We start from the raw sequence: 18538 nt of genomic DNA on the forward strand, positions 1-18538 counted from the left end.
TCCGCTCAACGTCCGAGTGCCTTGCGCAAGACACCTAGAAAACGGGCATTTTCCGCTTCAGTGCCGATGGAAACCCGTAGGAAAGTCGGCATCCCGTAGCCCGCGACCGGCCGAACGATAACGCCATCGCGCAGCAATGCCTGATTCACAGGAGCCGCATCACGACCGAAATCGACCGCAATGAAGTTGCCTCTCGAGGGAATCCAATCCAGCCCCATCTGCTTGAAGCCAGCCTCGAGTTGAAGCATACCGGCAGCGTTGCAAGCCCGGCTCTCGGTCAGATACCGAATGTCGTCCAGCGCGGCACAAGCCGCCGCAAGCGCGAGGCTGTTGACATTGAATGGCTGGCGCACACGATTCAGCACGTCGGCAATTTCCGCCGAACAGACCGCATAACCCACACGCAACGCAGCCAACCCGTACGCTTTGGAGAATGTTCTGGAAACCAGCAGATTGGGATGCGAAGCCAGGAAGCTCAGTCCATCCGGCAGTTCTCCTCCCTCGGCATACTCGATGTAGGCCTCATCCAGCACGACCAATACATGATTCGGCACACCGGAGAGAAAGCGTTGCAGCGCATCGGCGCCAAACCAGGTACCGGTGGGATTGTTGGGGTTGGCGATGAACACGATACGAGTGTTCTCGTCGATAGCCGCCAGCATGGCATCGAGATCGTGGCCCCACTGCCGGGCCGGGACCGCCTTCGCTTGCGCGCCGACGGCCTGGGTGGCGATGGGATAGACCGCGAACGCATGCTCGCTGAATACCGCATTCAGACCTGGCGCAAGGTAGGCACGCGCGACCAGTTCAAGGATATCGTTGGAACCGTTGCCGAGCGTCACTTGCTCAATGGCGACGCCATACCGCTGGGCCAACTTCTGCTTGAGCACGAAGCCGTTGCCATCAGGATAGCGGGTCAGCTCGCCGAGCTGCGCCCTGATCGCCTCGATGACTTTCGGGCTGGGGCCAAGCGGGTTTTCGTTGCTGGCCAGTTTGACGATCGTAGCGGGATCGAGATCGAGTTCACGAGCCAGTTCGTCCACCGGCTTGCCCGGCACGTAAGGCGACAGCTTTTGCACACCTGGCTGAGCCAGGGCGAGGAAATCACAGCTCATACATTAAGCCTCAAGCTCAAGCGGCAAGCGGCAAGAAAAAGCCAGTGCTTGTGGCTCGTAGCTCGACGCTTGCGGCTGTTTTTAAAGTACCGCTTTCGGATAGGACCCCAGCACCTTAAGTGCCACCGCCTCTCGACCGATCTTCTCCAGTACATCTTTTATTAACGGATCCTGGTGATGGCCGATGCAGTCGATGAAAAATACATAGGTCCATTTACCGCTGCGAGAAGGGCGGGTTTCGATCCGCGTGAGATCGATGCCATTGGAGTGAAATGGCATTAGCAATTCATGCAGCGCGCCAGGCTTGTTGCGCATGGAAACGATGATCGAGGTCTTGTCGTCGCCAGTAGGCGGAACTTCCTGGCTGCCAATGATGAGAAAACGCGTGGAATTATCCGGGCGGTCTTCGATCTTTTCGGCAATCTTGCTAAGGCCATAAAGCTGAGCGGCCATGTCGCCGGCGATTGCGGCGGAGTTCCACTCACTCTTCACGCGCTTGGCTGCATCGGCATTGCTGGAAACCGCCACGCGCTCAACGTTCGGATAATGCGCGTCCAGCCACTTGCGGCACTGCGCCAGCGATTGCGCATGAGAATAAATGCGAGTGATGCGGTCGGTCTTGGTCGTTTCGCCGACCAGCAGATGATGATGGATACGCAACTCGACTTCGCCGCAGATGACGATGTCGTGCTCTAGAAAGCTGTCGAGGGTGTGGTTGACCGCGCCCTCGGTGGAGTTTTCCACCGGGACCACGCCGAAATTGACCGCACCGGCGACCACCTCACGGAACACCTCATCAATGGCAGCCATAGGCTTGCTGATTACAGAGTTCCCGAAATGCTTGAGCGCTGCGGCCTGTGAAAAGGTACCTTCCGGCCCGAGATAGGCGACTCGCAGCGGCTGCTCCAGAGCCAGACAGGACGACATGATCTCCCGAAAAAGGCGCGCCATTTCTTCGTTGTCCAGCGGCCCCTTGTTCAGTTCCATGATGTGCTTGAGCACCCAGGCTTCACGCTCGGGACGATAGAACACCGCCTCCTCGCCTTCGGCCAGTGATGCGGTCTTGACCCGCGCCACGTCCTGGGCACAACGGGCACGCTCGCTGATCAGCTCGAGAATCTTCTCGTCGAGACTGTCGATGCGCACACGCAGCGCCTTCAGCCGGTCGACATCACTCATCAGCCGCGCTCCTTCTCGAATTCGCGCATATAGGCCACCAGCGCCTCGACGGCATCCAGGCCCACCGCGTTGTAGATGGAGGCACGCATGCCGCCGACCGAGCGATGACCTTTCAGGTTGAGCAGCCCGCGGGCCTCGGCCCCAGTCAGAAATGCCTTGTCCAATTGCTCGTCGGCCAGCCTGAACGGCACGTTCATCCAAGAGCGGGCATTGCTGGAGATCGGGTTGGAATAAAAGTCACTGGAATCGATCACCCCGTAGAGCAGCTCCTTCTTGGCGCGATTGCGCTGCTCCATCGCCTCAACGCCGCCCTGCTCTTTCAGCCATTCAAATACCAGGCCGGAGAGATACCAAGAGAAGGTCGCAGGCGTGTTGTACATGGAGCCGTTGTCGGCGGCGGCCTTGTAATCAAGCATGGTCGGGCAGCTGGAGCGTGCACGACCGAGCAGGTCCTCGCGAACGATCACTACCACCAGGCCCGATGGGCCGATGTTCTTCTGCGCGCCCGCATAGATCAGGCCGAACCGGGAAACATCCAGCTGACGCGAGAGGATGTCAGAAGACATGTCGACTACCAGCGGCGTGTCGCCAAGCTCCGGTATCCAGTCGAACTGCAAACCGCCAATGGTTTCGTTGCTGGCGTAGTGCAGGTAGGCCGCATTGTCGCTGAGCGCCCACTCGTTCTGGCCGGGAATCGCAAAGTAATCGTAAGGCTTGGCGCTGGCAGCGACATTGATATGGCCGAAACGCTTGGCCTCTTCAATACTCTTGCGTGACCAAATGCCCGTGTCGATGTAATCCGCGACGCCGCCCTCGGGCAGCAGATTCAACGGGATCTCGGCAAACTGCTGGCTGGCGCCACCCTGCAGAAACAGCACCTTGTAATTCGAGGGAATGCTCAGCAGATCGCGTAAATCCTGCTCAGCCTTCTCGGCGATCGCCGTGTATTCGTCGCTGCGATGGCTCATTTCCATCACGGACAAACCGCGGCCTTGCCAATCGAGGAGTTCAGCCTGGGCGCGCTGCAGCACCGCCTCGGGAAGCGCGGCCGGGCCGGCGCAGAAGTTAAAGGCGCGTTTGCTCATCTTCGTTCTCTCAAAACGGTCGATACCTTGCTCGCTCCGTCCCCGGCCTAAGGCCAGGTCAGGGCTTGCCATTCCTTCATCTGCAGCAGAGTCTGCAACGAAACGACGGCGAAGCCTTTAGGGGCTGCGCCGTCGTTTGATCAGTTGTCGTCGTCGGTAGGCACTACGTCTGGCGGAACGTCCCCCCCGCCGCCGAGCAAGTCATCTTCGCTTGGCTCGGTGCTGACAACGGGCATTTCTTTATCCAGGGCATCCTCATCGATAACCGCTTCGATATCGTCCAGGACGTCCTCCTCAGAGGGTTCCTGAACCCGCTCGAGGCCAACCAGATGTTCGTTCTTGCCCAGCTTGATCAGCGTGACACCCTGAGTGTTACGACCCAGCGATGAAACCTCATCGACACGGGTGCGAACTAGCGTGCCTTGATCGGAAATCAACATGATTTCCTCGCCCTGCTGCACCTGGACAGCACCGACCAACGGGCCGTTGCGCTCGTTGGTCACCATGGCAATAACACCCTGGCCACCACGACCGCGACGTGGGAACTCGCCGATCACGGTGCGCTTGCCATAGCCATTGAGGCTCGCGGTGAGAATCTGCGCATCGGGCTCGGGAATCAGCATGGAGATCAGACGCTGGCCTTCCGGCAGGCGCATGCCGCGAACGCCACGGGCGGTGCGACCCATGGTGCGCACGTGCTTCTCTTTGAAGCGGATTACTTTACCGCCGTCGGAAAACAGCATGACTTCACGGGCGCCATCGGTCACCGCGGCGGCGATCAGTGTATCGCCCTCTTCCAAGCCGAGCGCGATCAGACCGACACTGCGTGGGCGGCTGAACTGAGACAGCGGGGTCTTCTTCACGGTGCCCTTGGCGGTCGCCATGAAGATGTAGGTGCCGGTCGGCTCGTCTATTGACTCGTCGGCTTCGTCGCCCTCGAGCAGTTCTTCCGCCTCATCGGTTTCGCTGATGATTTCCGCATCTTCGACATCGTCGTCGCCGTTCAGCTGCTGCTGACGTGCGGCCTCGATATCCACTTGCAGCATGGCGGTGATGTATTCGCCTTCGGTCAGCGGCAGCAGGTTGACCAGTGGCCGACCGCGCGATGCGCGCGAAGCCTCAGGAATCTCGTAGGTCTTGAGCCAATACACCTTGCCTTTGCTGGAGAACAGCAACAGCGTGGTATGGCTATTGGCGACCAGCAGATGCTCGACGTAATCCTCTTCCTTGACGCCTGTAGCCGCCTTGCCTCGACCACCACGACGCTGCGCCTGATAGGCCGCCAGCGGCTGCGATTTGGCATAGCCGCCATGGGAGATGGTGACGACGCGCTCTTCTTCGGTGATCAGGTCCGCCAGTGTCAGGTCCAGGCGCGCCTCAAGAATTTCGGTACGACGTGCGTCGCCAAAGTCGCGCTTGACGCCTTCGAGCTCCTCGCGGATGACTTCCATCAGGCGTACCGGATCGGTCAGGATGCGGATCAGTTCGCCGATCTGGGTCAGAATTTCCTGATATTCGCCGAGCAGCTTTTCATGCTCGAGGCCAGTCAGGCGATGCAGACGCAAATCCAGAATGGCCTGGGCTTGTTCCGGCGAGAGGTAGTACTTGCCGTCGCGAAGACCGTACTGTGGATCGAGTCCCTCGGGGCGGCACGTGTCGGCACCGGCACGCTCAACCATCGACTCGACGGCACTCGATTCCCACGCTTCGGCAATCAGAGCTTCCTTCGCCTCGGCCGGCGTCGGCGACGCCTTGATCAACGCGATAACCGGGTCGATATTGGAGAGCGCAACCGCCTGCCCCTCGAGAATATGTCCACGCTCACGCGCCTTGCGCAGCTCATAGACAGTCCGACGGGTGACGACCTCACGGCGATGACGCACGAAGGCCTCAAGCAGCTCCTTCAGGTTCAACGTGCGCGGCTGGCCGTCGATAAGCGCCACCACGTTAATGCCGAACACGCTCTGCAGCTGGGTCTGGGCGTAGAGATTGTTGAGGACGACCTCAGGCACCTCACCGCGACGCAGTTCGATCACCACGCGCATCCCGTCTTTGTCCGACTCGTCGCGCAGCTCGGTGATGCCCTCGAGTTTCTTCTCTTTCACCAGCTCGGCGATCTTCTCGATCAGTCGCGCTTTGTTCAGCTGATAGGGCAGCTCGGTGATCACGATCTGCTGGCGGCCACCGACCTTGTCGATGTCTTCGATGATCGAACGCGCCCGCATGTAGATGCGTCCGCGACCGGTGCGGTAGGCCTCGACGATGCCGGCGCGGCCGTTAATGATACCAGCGGTGGGAAAGTCGGGCCCCGGAATGAACTGCATGAGTTCATCAATGGTGATCTCGGAATTCTCGATCAGCGCCAGGCAGCCATCGATCACTTCGCCCAGGTTGTGCGGTGGGATGTTTGTTGCCATGCCCACGGCGATGCCGCTGGAGCCGTTGACCAGCAGGTTCGGAATCTTGGTTGGCATGACCGCCGGAATCTGCTCGGTGCCATCGTAGTTGGGCACCCAGTCGACGGTTTCCTTGTCCAGGTCGGCCAGCAGCTCATGAGCCAGCTTGGCCATCCGCACTTCGGTGTAACGCATGGCTGCAGCGTTATCGCCATCGACCGAACCGAAGTTACCTTGGCCGTCGACCAGCATGTAGCGCAACGAGAAAGGCTGCGCCATCCGCACAATGGTGTCGTAAACCGCCGAGTCACCGTGAGGATGGTATTTACCGATCACGTCACCGACCACACGGGCGGATTTCTTGTATGGCTTGTTCCAGTCGTTACCCAGCTCGCTCATGGCAAAAAGCACACGACGATGCACAGGCTTCAATCCGTCGCGCGCATCCGGCAGCGCTCGCCCGACAATTACGCTCATGGCGTAGTCGAGGTAGGACTGCTTGAGTTCGTCTTCGATATTGACCGGGAGGATTTCTTTGGCCAGTTCGCCCATGGAAGCCTGGTTCCTTATAGTCAGCAGGGTCCTGCGATTAAGCGCGGGATAGTATCACAGCTGGCGAGCCGGAGGCTCCAGGATGCACACCCGGAAAGAGATGTCCCGGGTGTGGCCAGGTGCTCAATGGAGTCGCTTGCGGCTCATCAAGGCGGCGAGCTTGGCCGCGCTCGGGCGCTCGACTATGCCCTTTTCGGTCACGATGGCATCGATGAGGTCCGCTGGCGTCACATCGAATACCGGGTTGAACGCATCGACCTCTGCCGCGAACCGCTGGCCGTTGACCTCCAGCAACTCGCTGCCGGCACGTTCCTCAATCGGTATGTCGTCGCCGGTTTCCAGCTCCATGTCGATGGTCGAGCTTGGCGCCACCACCATGAACCGCACGCCATGGTGCATGGCCAGGACGGCGAGCTGGTAGGTGCCGATCTTGTTGGCAACGTCACCATTGGCGGTAATTCGATCGGCCCCGACAATCACCCAGGTGATGCCGCGTGTCTTCATTAAATGCGCCGCAGCCGAGTCGGCATTCAGCGTGACCGGCACGCCCTCGCCTGCCAGTTCCCATGCGGTCAGCCGCGAGCCCTGCAGCCAGGGGCGGGTCTCGTCGGCGTAAACGCACTCGACAAGCCCTTCCAGGTGCGCCGCGCGGATCACGCCAAGCGCGGTTCCGAAACCACCGGTAGCCAACGCACCGGTATTGCAGTGAGTGAGCAGGTTCTGCGGATTGCCCTGGTGCTTGCGAATCAGATCGACACCGAACTGCGCCATGGTCAGGTTGGCTTCGCGATCACTGGCATGAATGGATATAGCCTGGGCCTCAGCAGCCGCCAGCGGATCTTCACCTGGCTTCAGACGGTCGAGCCGCTCACGCATCTGATTCAGCGCCCAAAACAGGTTGACGGCGGTCGGGCGTGAATCGGCAAGCACCTTGAAGTCTGCTTCCAGCGCCGCACGCCAGTCGCTGCCTTCGGCGAGCCGAGCCCTGAGCCCCAGTGCCAGCCCATAGGCCGCGCTGATACCGATTGCCGGAGCGCCGCGTACAACCATCTCGCGGATAGCCGTGGCAACAGCTGCCGCAGAATCGTAGGTGTGCCACACCTCTTCTAGCGGCAGTTTGCGCTGGTCGAGCAAACGCAGCTGCCCGTCCTGCCACTCGATAGCCTTCACTTTTTCCGCGGCCAACAAGCGTTCGCGCATGGCAATCCTCTCTCTTTTTTACTGGCGCCCCTGACCATCAGGGACGTAACCGGTCCGTTCACAACGGCGAGCCGGCGCATGAAAAAGCCCGGTCGTCTCCGAACCGGGCTTCAACATTCGATAGGGTCATGCGGAGTGATAAGAACACTCGCGCCTCCATACCCGGGCGCGAATCCTAATCGACTGATTTTTCCAGCACAAGCAAAGGCCGTTCGCGCGATCGGCAGACGCGAACTGCGTCGACCTGCGACCTATTCGCGATTCGGCTGCGGAGTGAGGCGCAGATACGGCTTCACTGCGCGATAGCCCTTCGGGAAGCGCTGCTTGAGCTCCTCTTCATCCTGAAGCGAAGGCACGATCACCACCTCGTCGCCGTCCTGCCAGTTGGCCGGCGTCGCGACCTTATGGTTGTCGGTCAACTGCAGTGAATCGATCACGCGAAGGATTTCATTGAAGTTGCGCCCGGTGCTCGCCGGATAGGTAATAATCAGACGCACTTTCTTGTTCGGATCAATGACGAACAGCGAGCGTACCGTCAGCGTGTCGTTGGCATTGGGGTGAATCAGGTCGTACAGCTCGGACACCTTGCGATCGGCGTCAGCCAGGATCGGGAAGTTGACCTGCGTACTCTGGGTCTCGTTGATGTCATCAATCCACTTCACGTGCGAATCAACCGGGTCCACTGACAGCGCGATGGCCTTGACGTTGCGCTTGGCGAACTCATCTTTCAGCTTGGCGGTTAAGCCGAGCTCGGTGGTGCAGACCGGCGTGAAGTCTGCCGGGTGAGAGAACAGCACGCCCCAGCTGTTACCGAGCCATTCGTGAAAGCGGATGCCGCCTTCATTGGAGTCCTGTTCGAAATCGGGTGCGATGTCACCGAGACGGATGCTCATGTCTTCTCTCTCCTCATGCAGTTGCTGCTGATAACGACCGCCTTGAGGCGGTCGGGTCCTGATCTTTTGTCTCAGGCTGTCTTACGGGCCTGCTGGGCAATGTGATGTTGCAGGCGATACAGGTAGGCGAAGCCCTGCTCCCAACGGGTATGCCCCGACTGGGTGTTGATGTGGCCGGCGCCGCCCAGAATGACGGTGTCACTTCCCCAATCCAGGCCCAGTTCGATAGCCCGATCCGCTGTCGCGGCGGCATCGTTGTCGGAGCCGATCAACAGGCTTGGAAAGGGCAGAACCTGGCGTGGAATCGGTGCGAAATTACGCAGGGCGTCCGGGCAGCCGGTCCGCTGCACGTCGGCCGGAGCGACCAGCAGTGCACCACGAACCCGCTGCAGCGTGTCGACCGAGGCATGCTCAACCCAATGTGCGACGGTGATGCAGCCCAGGCTGTGCGCGACAAGGATTACTGGCTGGGCGCTCATAGCGATGCTGCGATCCAGCTCGGCAACCCATTGTTCGCGGCGAGGGTTCAGCCAATCGGACTGCTCTACCCTCGCGCTGTTAGGAAGACTGCGCTGCCAATGGCTTTGCCAGTGGGTCTCAGGCGAGCCTTGCCAGCCGGGCACTATCAGATAACGGATCGATTCGCTGCGCATCGCGGTGTGCCTCCGAAGTAATGGAAGCCAGTCTAGTCACAAGCACAACTCACCGAAAAAGAATAAGAAATTATTTGCTTATAACCTCTCATCAAAGCCCCGCAACAAAACGGCAGAGCTCTTTTATCGTCTTTATTTAAGTCTCAGCTCAGGCTAGCTGTGCGCTCGCAGCCTCGATGGCGGTTCTGTCCGCCGAGCGAACAGTACGCCAGGCGTTGTATGTCATCAGCAGCATGCCCAGAACAAAGGTACCGCCGCCAATCAGGCGTACCAAATAGCCGGGATGGCTGGCTTCAAGTGCTTCGACAAAGGAATAGGTCAGCGTGCCGTCGTCGTTGATCGCACGCCACATCAGCCCCTGGGTAATACCGTTGACCCACATTGAGGCAATGTAGAGCACGGTGCCGATAGTCGCCAACCAGAAGTGGGTGTTGATCAGCCCCACGCTGTACATCTGCTCGCGCCCCCAGAGCTTGGGAATCATGTGATAGAGCGTGCCGATGGAAATCATCGCGACCCAGCCGAGGGCGCCGGCGTGAACGTGGCCGATAGTCCAGTCGGTGTAATGGGATAGCGCATTGACGGTCTTGATGGCCATCATCGGTCCCTCGAAGGTGGACATGCCGTAGAACGCCAGGGATACCACCAGAAAGCGCAGGATCGGGTCGGTGCGCAATTTATGCCAGGCGCCCGACAGCGTCATCATTCCGTTGATCATTCCACCCCAGCTCGGAGCCAACAGCACCACTGACATCGCCATCCCCAAGCTCTGCGCCCAATCTGGCAGCGCCGTGTAGTGCAGGTGATGCGGACCGGCCCAGATGTACAGGCTGATGATTGCCCAGAAATGGACGATGGACAGGCGATAGGAATACACCGGCCGCTCGGCCTGCTTCGGCACGAAGTAGTACATCATCCCGAGAAAGCCCACCGAGAGAATGAAACCCACCACGCTGTGGCCGTACCACCACTGAATCATCGCGTCCGTGGCGCCGGAATAGACCGAGTAGGACTTGAACAAGGTCACCGGAATGGCCACGTGATTGATGACGTGCACCATCGCCGTCACGACGATAAAGGCACCGTAGAACCAGTTGGCGACATAGATGTGCTGAGTCCGGCGCCGCGCGATCGTGCCGATGAATAGATAGGCATACGCCGCCCATACCAGTGTCATCCAGAGCGCGATGGGCCACTCCATCTCGGCATATTCCTTGGAGGACGTGATACCGAGCGGGTAGCTGAACAGCATGGCGACAATCGCCGCCTGCCAGCCCCAGAACACGAAATTAGCCAACCAGTCCGAAATCAACCTCACCTTGCAGGTGCGCTGGACGACATAGAACGAGGTCGCAAACAGCGCTCCGCCGCCAAACGCGAAAATAACAAGATTGGTGTGGACCGGACGCAGGCGCCCGAAACTGGTCCATGGCAAGCCAAGGTTGAGCTGCGGCCAGACCAACTGAGCTGCGAGGATAGCTCCCATGCCCATCCCGAGCACGCCCCAGAACAGCGTCATCAGAGTAAAGCGACGGACAACCTCGTAGTTGTATATCGGGGTCGTCTCAATAAAAGGTGCAGCGGCCATAGCATTTCCAAACAGATGAGTGATAGCTGAACATCATTCCCAGCCAACCCGGCCAAAATCGGCGCGATATCGACTGGAGTTCGGAAGTGTGTGGTGAAAGATAAAATAAAGATAACGAATATTGATGAGCTTTAAATAAGATAATTTTTATATAAGAGACTTACCCATCGCAGCCGCAGCGATGGCTGGCGGCTTTTCTTGGCGAAGCCAGCCATCAAGGACCAGTAAGAAACTCAGCTCAATTGCATACATTTCATCGCTCCAGCTTGACCATCATCCCGGCAGCACAATACTGTATCCATATACAGTAGTCCGGATATCCCATCGTTATGTCATCCGAGGTCGCACTCAACCATCTACTCGATGCGCGTCGTTTGTGGCGCGGCCAGGCCAGAATCATATTGCCCGACACCCAGCCAACCGGGCATGCCGTGCTGGATGCAGCGTTGCCCGGCGGTGGTTGGCCGAGATCGGCATTGAGCGAAATTCTCTTCGCCAGTACCGGCATCGGCGAACTGCGCCTGCTCTGGCCGACCCTGGCGCGACTGACCACGGCCAACGAACGCGTGGTGTTGGTGGCTCCACCTCATAGGCCCTATCCCCATGCCTGGCTGGCTGCTGGTGTCGATCTTCGTCAGTTGACGATTATCAGCGCTCAGGGCCGCGACGCCTTGTGGGCCGCCGAGCAATGCCTGCGCTCAGGCAGTTGCGGGGCGGTGCTGTGCTGGCCGCAGCAAGCCGATGATCGCGCCCTGCGTCGCCTGCAGGTCGCCGCCGAAGCCGGCCAAACTCTGGCTTTTGCCTATCGCCCACTGAGTGAGGCGATCAACCCTTCGCCGGCGGCATTGCGCCTGGCTGTCGAAGCCCAACCGGCACAATTGCGTGTGCTCAAGTGCCGCGGCGGCCTGCCGCCGGCGCGCCCGATTCCCACTGCGGCGTGCCATTGAGATGGCCATGCTCTGGGTCTGCATCCTGCTACCGCAACTGGCCATGGATGGTGTGCTGCGCAACCGCACCAATGCCGGGGCGCCACTGGCGCTCTTGAGTGGAACACCACAACGTCGCGTGTTGCAGGCGGTTAATCCGGCCGCGCGGTCTCTCGGCCTCAGACCGGGGCAATCCTTGATAGCCGCCCAGGCCCTGGCTCGCGGCTTCGCCACTGCCGACTATGACCTAGCCTCGATCGAGCGCTGGCAGCAATTCCTCGCGGCCTGGGCCTACGGTTTCAGTTCGCAGGTCAGCCTGCATTACCCGCGCTGCCTGCTATTGGAAGTGCAATCCAGTCTCGGCCTATTTGGCCCCTGGCCTCGCCTGGAGGCGCGCCTGCGCGAGGAACTCGCCACACTGGGCTTTGGGCATCGCATTACTCTGGCGCCCAATCCGGCCGCCGCACGCGTCCTGGCCAACGTGCACGATGGCCTGGCCGTGATGGATACTGAGACATTGCATCGCGTACTGGCCCCACTACCGGTAGAGCGTATCGGCCTGCCGCGTGAAGTGGCGACCGCTTTTGCCCGCATGGGCCTGCGAACACTGAAGCAGGTGCTCGCCCTGCCCCGCGATGGCTTGGCGCGGCGCTTCCCCGCAGAAGCATTGAGACACCTCGACACCCTGCTTGAGCATCGTCCTTTGGCATTGGATTTCTATCGGCCGCCAGACCGCTTCGATGCTCGAATTGAGTTGAACTTCGAGGTCGAGTCGAATCAGGCACTGCTGTTTCCACTGCGCCGCCTGACCGCCGATCTCGCCGCCTACCTGGCCGGCCGTGACAGCGGTGTGCAGCGCTTCACTTTGCTTCTGGAGCACCGCAACCTGGCCGACAGCCAGATGCCGGTCGGCCTGCTCAGCGCCGAGCGCGATCCGGCCATGCTGTTCGAGCTGACCCGTGGCCGCCTGGAGCATCTGCAGCTGCCAGCACCGGTACTGGCGGTGCGCCTGGTCGCGCGCGAGCTGCCGGCCTTCGTCCCAGAGCATCGTGAACTGTTCGACGAGCGCCCACAGCAATCGTTGCCTTGGGAACAACTGCGCGAGCGTTTGCGGGCCCGCCTGGGTGACGACGCCGTGCAAGGGCTCGGCGCTCGAGCCGATCACCGCCCCGAGTGCGCATGGCAGACGCAGCATGCAGCTCAGAATGAACTCCCAACAGGTGCCGGTCCTCGCCCCGGGTGGCTTCTGGCCGAGTCGAAACCACTGCACGAAGCCTCCCTTCGCGTTCTCGCCGGCCCCGAGCGAATCGAATCCGGGTGGTGGGACGGTGGCGATGTGCGCCGTGACTATTACCTGGTGGAAACCCGCAATGGCCAGCGCGGCTGGGCCTTTCGCCAGATCAAGGATGGAGGCCCGCTGTTGTTGCACGGCTGGTTCGCATGATGGCCGGCTACGCCGAACTGCATTGCCTGTCCAACTTCAGTTTCCAGCGGGGCGCCTCCAGTGCCCGCGAACTCTTCGAGCGCGCCGCACGCCTCGGCTATCAGGCTCTGGCCATTACCGATGAATGCACGCTGGCCGGCATCGTACGGGCCTGGCAGGCCTCGAAGGATATTGGCCTGCCACTGATTATCGGTAGCGAAATCCAGATCGAAGACGGACCAAAGCTGGTCCTGTTGGTAGAAGACCTCGCTGGCTATCAGGCCCTGTGTCGGTTGATCACCCGTGCCCGACGCCGCGCCGAGAAAGGGCGCTATCAGCTTCTCCCTGAAGACCTGAGCGAGCCGCTGAATGGGTTATTGGCCATCTGGATTGCCCATCACTCCGATGCCGATGTCGAGGGCCGGTGGCTACGCGAGCGCTTTCCAGAGCGCCTCTGGTTGGGCATCGAGCTGCATCGAGGACCGGACGATGCGCTGCGCCTGAGCCAATGGCAGGCATTGGCCACACGCCTGAACATACCCGCAGTGGCCTGCGGCGATGTGCATATGCATGCCCGCGGGCGCCGTGCCCTGCAAGACTGCATGACCGCGATCCGGCATCATCTGCCGGTGGCGGAGGCCGGACGCTATCTATCCCCTAACGGCGAACGCCATCTGCGTCGATACGAGGAACTGACCCAGCTGTACCCACCCGAACTACTCGCCGAAACGCTGCGCATCGCCGAGCGCTGTCGGTTCGATCTCAGCCAGTTGAAATACCACTACCCGCATGAACTGGTGCCTGCGGGCCACAGTGCCACCTCCTGGCTGCGCGAACAGGTCGAGGAAGGTGCTCGCTGGCGATGGCCAGCAGGCGTAACGGTAAAGGTTCGTGCACAGATCGAACATGAGCTGCAACTGATCGCCGAGCTAAAGTACGAAAGTTACTTCCTCACCGTGCACGACCTCGTCCGCTTCGCCCGTGAGCGCAACATTCTCTGTCAGGGCCGCGGCTCGGCGGCCAACTCGACCGTGTGTTTCGTGCTGGGCATCACCGAACTCGACCCGGCACGGAGCAAGTTATTGTTCGAACGTTTCCTCTCCCGCGAACGCAACGAGCCGCCGGACATCGACGTCGACTTCGAGCACGAACGCCGCGAGGAAGTCATTCAGTATGTGTTTCGTCGTTATGGCCGCGCTCGTGCCGCACTGACGGCCGTGGCCAGCACCTACCACGCCACCGGTGCCTTGCGCGACGTAGCCAAGGCGCTCAGCCTGCCACCGGATCAGGTCAATGCACTGGCCGATTGTTGCGGGCGCTGGAGCGACCGGATTCCCGACGATGAGCGTTTGCGTGAAGCCGGTTTCGACCCGAGCAGCCCCGTGCTGCGCCGGGTGTTGGTGTTGACCGGCGAGCTGATTGGTTTTCCTCGTCACCTTTCACAACATCCCGGTGGCTTCGTCATCTCCGAGCACTCGCTGGAGACCCTGGTGCCGGTGGAAAATGCCAGCATGGCCGAGCGCACGGTGATTCAGTGGGACAAGGACGACCTCGACCTGGTCGGTCTTCTCAAGGTCGATGTCCTCGCACTTGGCATGCTCAGCGCTCTGCGCCGCTGTTTCAACCTGATCGAACGCTATCGCGGTACACGCTGGACCATCGCCACGCTGCCGCAGGAAGACCGGCCGACCTACGACATGATCAGCCGCGCCGATACGGTTGGCGTGTTCCAGATCGAGTCGCGGGCGCAGATGGCCATGCTTCCGCGGTTGCGCCCCAAGACCTTTTACGATCTGGTGATACAGGTCGCCATCGTGCGGCCGGGGCCAATTCAGGGCGACATGGTTCACCCCTACTTGCGCCGACGTAATAAAGAAGAACCCGTGGATTACCCATCCGACGAGCTGATACCCGTCTTCGAACGCACCCTTGGCGTGCCTCTGTTTCAGGAACAAGTGATGGAACTGGCCATCGTTGCCGCCGAATACACCCCCGGCGAAGCCGACGAACTGCGTCGGTCCATGGCCGCCTGGAAGCGTCATGGCGGTCTGGAGCACCATCGCCAGCGCCTGACCGAGCGCATGCTCGCCAAGGGTTATGAGGCGGACTTCATCGCACGCATCTTTGAGCAGATCAAAGGGTTCGGCAGCTATGGCTTTCCCGAATCCCACGCCGCCAGCTTCGCCTTGCTCACCTATGCCAGTTGCTGGCTGAAATGCCACGAACCAGCCGCCTACGCCTGCGCATTGATCAATAGTTGGCCGATGGGTTTCTACAATCCCGATCAAATTCTCCAGGACGCCCGCCGCCATGGCTTGGAAATCCGTCCCGTGGATGTCCACCACAGCGACTGGGATTGCAGCCTTGAGCCGACCGGCAACGAGCAACCTTCGATCCGCCTGGGCCTACGCCTGGTACGCGGCTTTCGCGAAGAGGATGCGCGGCGCATCGAAGCAGCACGTCAGATTCAACCATTCGTTGCCGTCGATGACCTGTGTCTCCGCGCCGGGCTGGATACCCGTGCCCGCGAACGGCTGGCCGATGCCGGCGCGCTGCACGGCCTCGCCGGGCATCGTCATCAGGCACGCTGGGCAGTGGCCGGGGTCGAGCCACAGTTGCCGTTGTTCGCTGAGCAACTTGCACCACAGGAAGCACCTGTGCCCCTGCCCCTTCCCTCAGCAGGTGAAGATCTCCTGACCGACTACGCGATCCTCGGCACCACACTTGGTCCGCACCCGCTGGCCCTGCTGCGCGATCATCTCAGGAGCCTGCGCTGTCGCAGCTCGCGCAACCTGACCGAGTTAGAGCATGGCCGCCCAGTCAGCGTTGCCGGCCTGGTGATCGGTCGCCAGCGCCCACAGACCGCCAGCGGTGTGATTTTCGTTACCCTGGAAGATGAGTTCGGCATGATTAACGTAGTGGTCTGGCGCGATCTGGCCGAGCGCCAGCGAAGGGTGCTGATTCAATCGCAGCTGCTGCGGATCGACGGCCATCTGGAATCAGCGAACGGCGTACGTCACGTCATCGCCGGGCGCCTGAACGACCTCACGCCTCTGCTGACCGGGCTGGATATACGCAGTCGGGACTTCCAATAAATCCCGCACGCACGATCGAGGGCGATACAGCCTGCTGAATCCGCAATCACTCGGGTAGTTGATTACTGCTGTTCTCCCAATATAGAAAACGCCAATATTGGTAGAACGCTGCGTCTCATATCCTATGGATTTTGGTCGTACTGGTACCCAGGCTTCAAACTCACACAGATCAGGTGTCTATCAATGGCGACATCCAGTGTTCAGGCTGCAGCACCACTTTCCGGCGACGCTACAGCCAGTCCATTGGCGATGGGCATCATCCTTTCCTGCGCTCTCGCTCACCTGATCAATGACCTGATTCAGGCTGTCCTGCCGGCGATCTATCCGCTGATCAAGGCCGAATATGGCCTGACCTTCACCCAGGTAGGCTTGATCACCTTGACGTTCCAGGCGACCGCCTCGCTGCTGCAACCCTGGATTGGCCTCTATACCGACCGGCACCCCAAACCCTTTCTGTTGCCAACCGGTGCGGTTTGTACCTTGATCGGCATCCTGCTGCTAAGTGCCGTGGACACGTTCCCGTCCATACTCATGGCAGCGGCGCTGATCGGCATTGGCTCATCCACCTTCCACCCCGAAACATCGCGTGTGGCTCGCCTGGCTTCGGGGGGGCGCTTTGGCTTGGCTCAATCGACATTCCAAGTCGGCGGAAACGCAGGCACGGCTATCGGACCCTTACTGGCAGCCGCCATCATCGTGCCCTTTGGTCAGAGCAACATCTTGTGGTTTGGCCTGTTCGGGCTGTTTGCCATCGGTGTGCAATACAGGCTGAGTCAGTGGTATCGCGGCCACTTGAACACTTACAAGAAAAAGGCGGGAGCCCAACCCACCCACGGGCTTTCCCGCCGGCAAGTCACAGCAGCGCTGAGCGTCCTCGCTCTGCTGGTGCTCTCCAAATACATCTACATGGCGAGTATCACCAACTATTTCACGTTCTACCTGATCGAGAAGTTCGACCTTTCCGTTGCCAGTTCTCAACTGCACCTGTTTCTGTTCTTAGGCGCCGTGGCAGCCGGAACCTTTTTCGGCGGGCCGATCGGCGACAGAATCGGACGCAAGGCCGTGATCTGGTTTTCGATCCTTGGTGCGGCACCTTTCACGTTGGCAATGCCTTATCTCGACCTGTTCTGGACGAGCGTATTCAGCGTGATTATCGGCTTCATCCTGGCCTCTGCCTTCTCGGCCATCGTTGTCTACGCACAGGAACTCGTACCCGGCAACGTCGGGATGATCGCCGGTGTGTTCTTCGGATTGATGTTCGGTTTCAGCGGGATCGCAGCAGCAGCACTTGGTCATTTGGCTGACCTGCGCGGAATTGAATACGTCTACCTGCTGTGCTCGTTCATGCCGCTGCTGGGCATGCTCACGATCTTCTTGCCTTCTACTACCGAGATCAAACGCAACTGACGTAGGGCATGATCCGGCCACATCTCCTGACCTGCTGACCCTGGGCGCAGCCAACTACCGCTTCGGATCACCTCACCGTCCGGCTCACCGGGCGGCACTTCGTTTATTTTCGGAAACGACATGCCGCAGGCTATCGTCATCCCCAGCCACATCGCCACACTGTTCACTGAAGGGTTTCTTTCGGCGGCCCGCAAGCATGGTTTTCGTTTGGCCATAGCCTATGCCTGAACGCTCCGGTCCAGGCATAGGCCGCGTTCCTACGCTGCCGGGTCTCGGGCCCTGCCCTGATGCTGCTTCAACAGATCGATCAGCCCTGCTTCCAGGCTCGACCAGCGAACATGTCGTCCAAAGGCGTGTGGAACAGATGGTTGGAGTAGTTACTGAGCGTCTTGACCGCGAGCGCTAGCACGATCTCAAGGATTTGCCGCTCGCCGTACCCGGCCGCGAGGAACCCTTCCACCGCCCCTCGCGAAGGCAGGCCGCGCGTCTGAAACAGCGTGCGGGTGAAGTCAGCCAGAGCGGCAAGCTTTTGGTCACCAACAGGCTGTCCGCCGCGGATAGCATCGGTAATTTCTGGCGCGAGGCCGGAATGTTTGTCAGCCAGCGTGCTGTGTGCAGCCATACAGTATTCGCAGCCATTCTCACGGCTGATCACCAGAAATATCAGCTCCTGCTCGGCCGGGGTGAAACCCGACTCCTTGCGAAACGCAGAATAGCCATCGAGATAGGTTTCCAGCAGGCCAGGCGAGTTGGCCATTCCTGCATACATATTGGGAACGAAGCCGACCTGTGCCTTGGCCTTCTCCAGAACGACTTTGGCTCGGCCGTCTGCGTTTTCCAGTCCTAGGCCGGGCAATGTGAGCTGATATTCGCTAAGCATGAATGTTCTTCCTCGCTAAGTGGAACCGTATTGATCACGTTGAGATAACTGCATTACCGATTGCCCAGTTGATTGTTACTGCCAGGCAGCCCTCATTCTGGACCGAACGGTTCATATGTCAAATCGGTTCGATGAGAAAGCTGCTC

General features: G+C 60.1%; 13 protein-coding genes. 4 read left to right on the forward strand and 9 right to left on the reverse strand.

The annotated features are described in order from the left end of the window. Positions 1-5 precede the first annotated feature (5 nt). From hisC to ccoN, 8 genes are all read right to left on the reverse strand, one after another. Entirely contained in the window at positions 6-1115 is a 1110-nt protein-coding gene (hisC, locus tag H3028_RS13330; protein WP_181297460.1) for a histidinol-phosphate transaminase, read from the reverse strand. An 81-nt stretch (positions 1116-1196) separates the two neighbouring features. Next, positions 1197-2294 carry a prephenate dehydratase gene (pheA, locus tag H3028_RS13335; protein WP_181297461.1) on the reverse strand — a complete coding sequence of 366 codons (1098 nt, stop codon included), beginning with the start codon at positions 2292-2294 and terminating at the stop codon, positions 1197-1199. Then, the gene (gene serC / locus H3028_RS13340) at positions 2294-3379 is read right to left on the reverse strand and encodes a 3-phosphoserine/phosphohydroxythreonine transaminase (protein ID WP_181297462.1); all 1086 of its coding nucleotides are present in this window, start codon (positions 3377-3379) and stop codon (positions 2294-2296) included. Before serC ends, pheA begins: the two co-directional genes overlap by 1 nt. 140 nt (positions 3380-3519) lie before the next feature. Continuing rightward, complete coding sequence (gene gyrA / locus H3028_RS13345; RefSeq protein WP_181297463.1) at positions 3520-6327, reverse strand: DNA gyrase subunit A; 2808 nt, start codon at positions 6325-6327, stop codon at positions 3520-3522. 123 nt (positions 6328-6450) lie between these two features. After that, positions 6451-7527 carry an S-methyl-5-thioribose-1-phosphate isomerase gene (gene mtnA, locus H3028_RS13350; RefSeq protein WP_181297464.1) on the reverse strand — a complete coding sequence of 359 codons (1077 nt, stop codon included), beginning with the start codon at positions 7525-7527 and terminating at the stop codon, positions 6451-6453. 251 nt (positions 7528-7778) lie between these two features. Beyond that, positions 7779-8420 carry a peroxiredoxin gene (locus H3028_RS13355; protein ID WP_181297465.1) on the reverse strand — a complete coding sequence of 214 codons (642 nt, stop codon included), beginning with the start codon at positions 8418-8420 and terminating at the stop codon, positions 7779-7781. Between the two features lie 71 nt (positions 8421-8491). Beyond that, positions 8492-9073 carry an alpha/beta hydrolase gene (locus tag H3028_RS13360; protein ID WP_181297466.1) on the reverse strand — a complete coding sequence of 194 codons (582 nt, stop codon included), beginning with the start codon at positions 9071-9073 and terminating at the stop codon, positions 8492-8494. A gap of 148 nt (positions 9074-9221) precedes the next feature. Next, a complete protein-coding gene (ccoN, locus tag H3028_RS13365; protein WP_181297467.1) occupies positions 9222-10661 on the reverse strand; it encodes a cytochrome-c oxidase, cbb3-type subunit I in 1440 nt (479 codons plus the stop codon). 329 nt (positions 10662-10990) lie between these two features. Between ccoN and imuA the strand changes: the two genes are divergently transcribed. The 4 genes from imuA to H3028_RS13385 all read left to right on the forward strand — a co-directional run bounded on the left by imuA (position 10991) and on the right by H3028_RS13385 (position 17512). Then, positions 10991-11608 (forward strand): translesion DNA synthesis-associated protein ImuA, encoded by a 618-nt coding sequence (gene imuA / locus H3028_RS13370; protein ID WP_181297468.1) that lies wholly within the window; start codon positions 10991-10993, stop codon positions 11606-11608. Positions 11609-11615: 7 nt separating this feature from the next. Next, complete coding sequence (locus H3028_RS13375; protein ID WP_181297469.1) at positions 11616-13031, forward strand: DNA polymerase Y family protein; 1416 nt, start codon at positions 11616-11618, stop codon at positions 13029-13031. Further along, entirely contained in the window at positions 13028-16105 is a 3078-nt protein-coding gene (locus H3028_RS13380; RefSeq protein ID WP_181297470.1) for an error-prone DNA polymerase, read from the forward strand. The genes H3028_RS13375 and H3028_RS13380 overlap by 4 nt, the downstream gene beginning before the upstream one ends. 183 nt (positions 16106-16288) lie before the next feature. Beyond that, positions 16289-17512, forward strand: a complete 1224-nt coding sequence (locus H3028_RS13385) for an MFS transporter (protein ID WP_181297471.1) — start codon at positions 16289-16291, stop codon at positions 17510-17512. A gap of 307 nt (positions 17513-17819) precedes the next feature. Here the strand turns inward: H3028_RS13385 and H3028_RS13390 are convergent, their stop codons facing one another. Next, entirely contained in the window at positions 17820-18392 is a 573-nt protein-coding gene (locus H3028_RS13390) for a carboxymuconolactone decarboxylase family protein (protein ID WP_181297472.1), read from the reverse strand. Positions 18393-18538 lie beyond the last annotated feature (146 nt).

This window comes from Pseudomonas sp. Q2-TVG4-2, assembly GCF_013620795.1.
Taxonomy (GTDB): domain Bacteria; phylum Pseudomonadota; class Gammaproteobacteria; order Pseudomonadales; family Pseudomonadaceae; genus Stutzerimonas.

Excerpts from the sequence above, each read along its gene's own strand:
- ccoN (WP_181297467.1), bottom strand. The coding sequence starts at position 10,661 with ATGGCCGCTGCACCTTTTATTGAGACGACCCCGATATACAACTACGAG.
- H3028_RS13355 (WP_181297465.1), bottom strand. The coding sequence starts at position 8,420 with ATGAGCATCCGTCTCGGTGACATCGCACCCGATTTCGAACAGGACTCC.
- hisC (WP_181297460.1), bottom strand. The coding sequence starts at position 1,115 with ATGAGCTGTGATTTCCTCGCCCTGGCTCAGCCAGGTGTGCAAAAGCTG.
- H3028_RS13360 (WP_181297466.1), bottom strand. The coding sequence starts at position 9,073 with ATGCGCAGCGAATCGATCCGTTATCTGATAGTGCCCGGCTGGCAAGGC.
- H3028_RS13385 (WP_181297471.1), top strand. The coding sequence starts at position 16,289 with ATGGCGACATCCAGTGTTCAGGCTGCAGCACCACTTTCCGGCGACGCT.
- mtnA (WP_181297464.1), bottom strand. The coding sequence starts at position 7,527 with ATGCGCGAACGCTTGTTGGCCGCGGAAAAAGTGAAGGCTATCGAGTGG.
- imuA (WP_181297468.1), top strand. The coding sequence starts at position 10,991 with ATGTCATCCGAGGTCGCACTCAACCATCTACTCGATGCGCGTCGTTTG.
- pheA (WP_181297461.1), bottom strand. The coding sequence starts at position 2,294 with ATGAGTGATGTCGACCGGCTGAAGGCGCTGCGTGTGCGCATCGACAGT.
- H3028_RS13380 (WP_181297470.1), top strand. The coding sequence starts at position 13,028 with ATGATGGCCGGCTACGCCGAACTGCATTGCCTGTCCAACTTCAGTTTC.
- H3028_RS13390 (WP_181297472.1), bottom strand. The coding sequence starts at position 18,392 with ATGCTTAGCGAATATCAGCTCACATTGCCCGGCCTAGGACTGGAAAAC.
- serC (WP_181297462.1), bottom strand. The coding sequence starts at position 3,379 with ATGAGCAAACGCGCCTTTAACTTCTGCGCCGGCCCGGCCGCGCTTCCC.
- H3028_RS13375 (WP_181297469.1), top strand. The coding sequence starts at position 11,616 with ATGCTCTGGGTCTGCATCCTGCTACCGCAACTGGCCATGGATGGTGTG.
- gyrA (WP_181297463.1), bottom strand. The coding sequence starts at position 6,327 with ATGGGCGAACTGGCCAAAGAAATCCTCCCGGTCAATATCGAAGACGAA.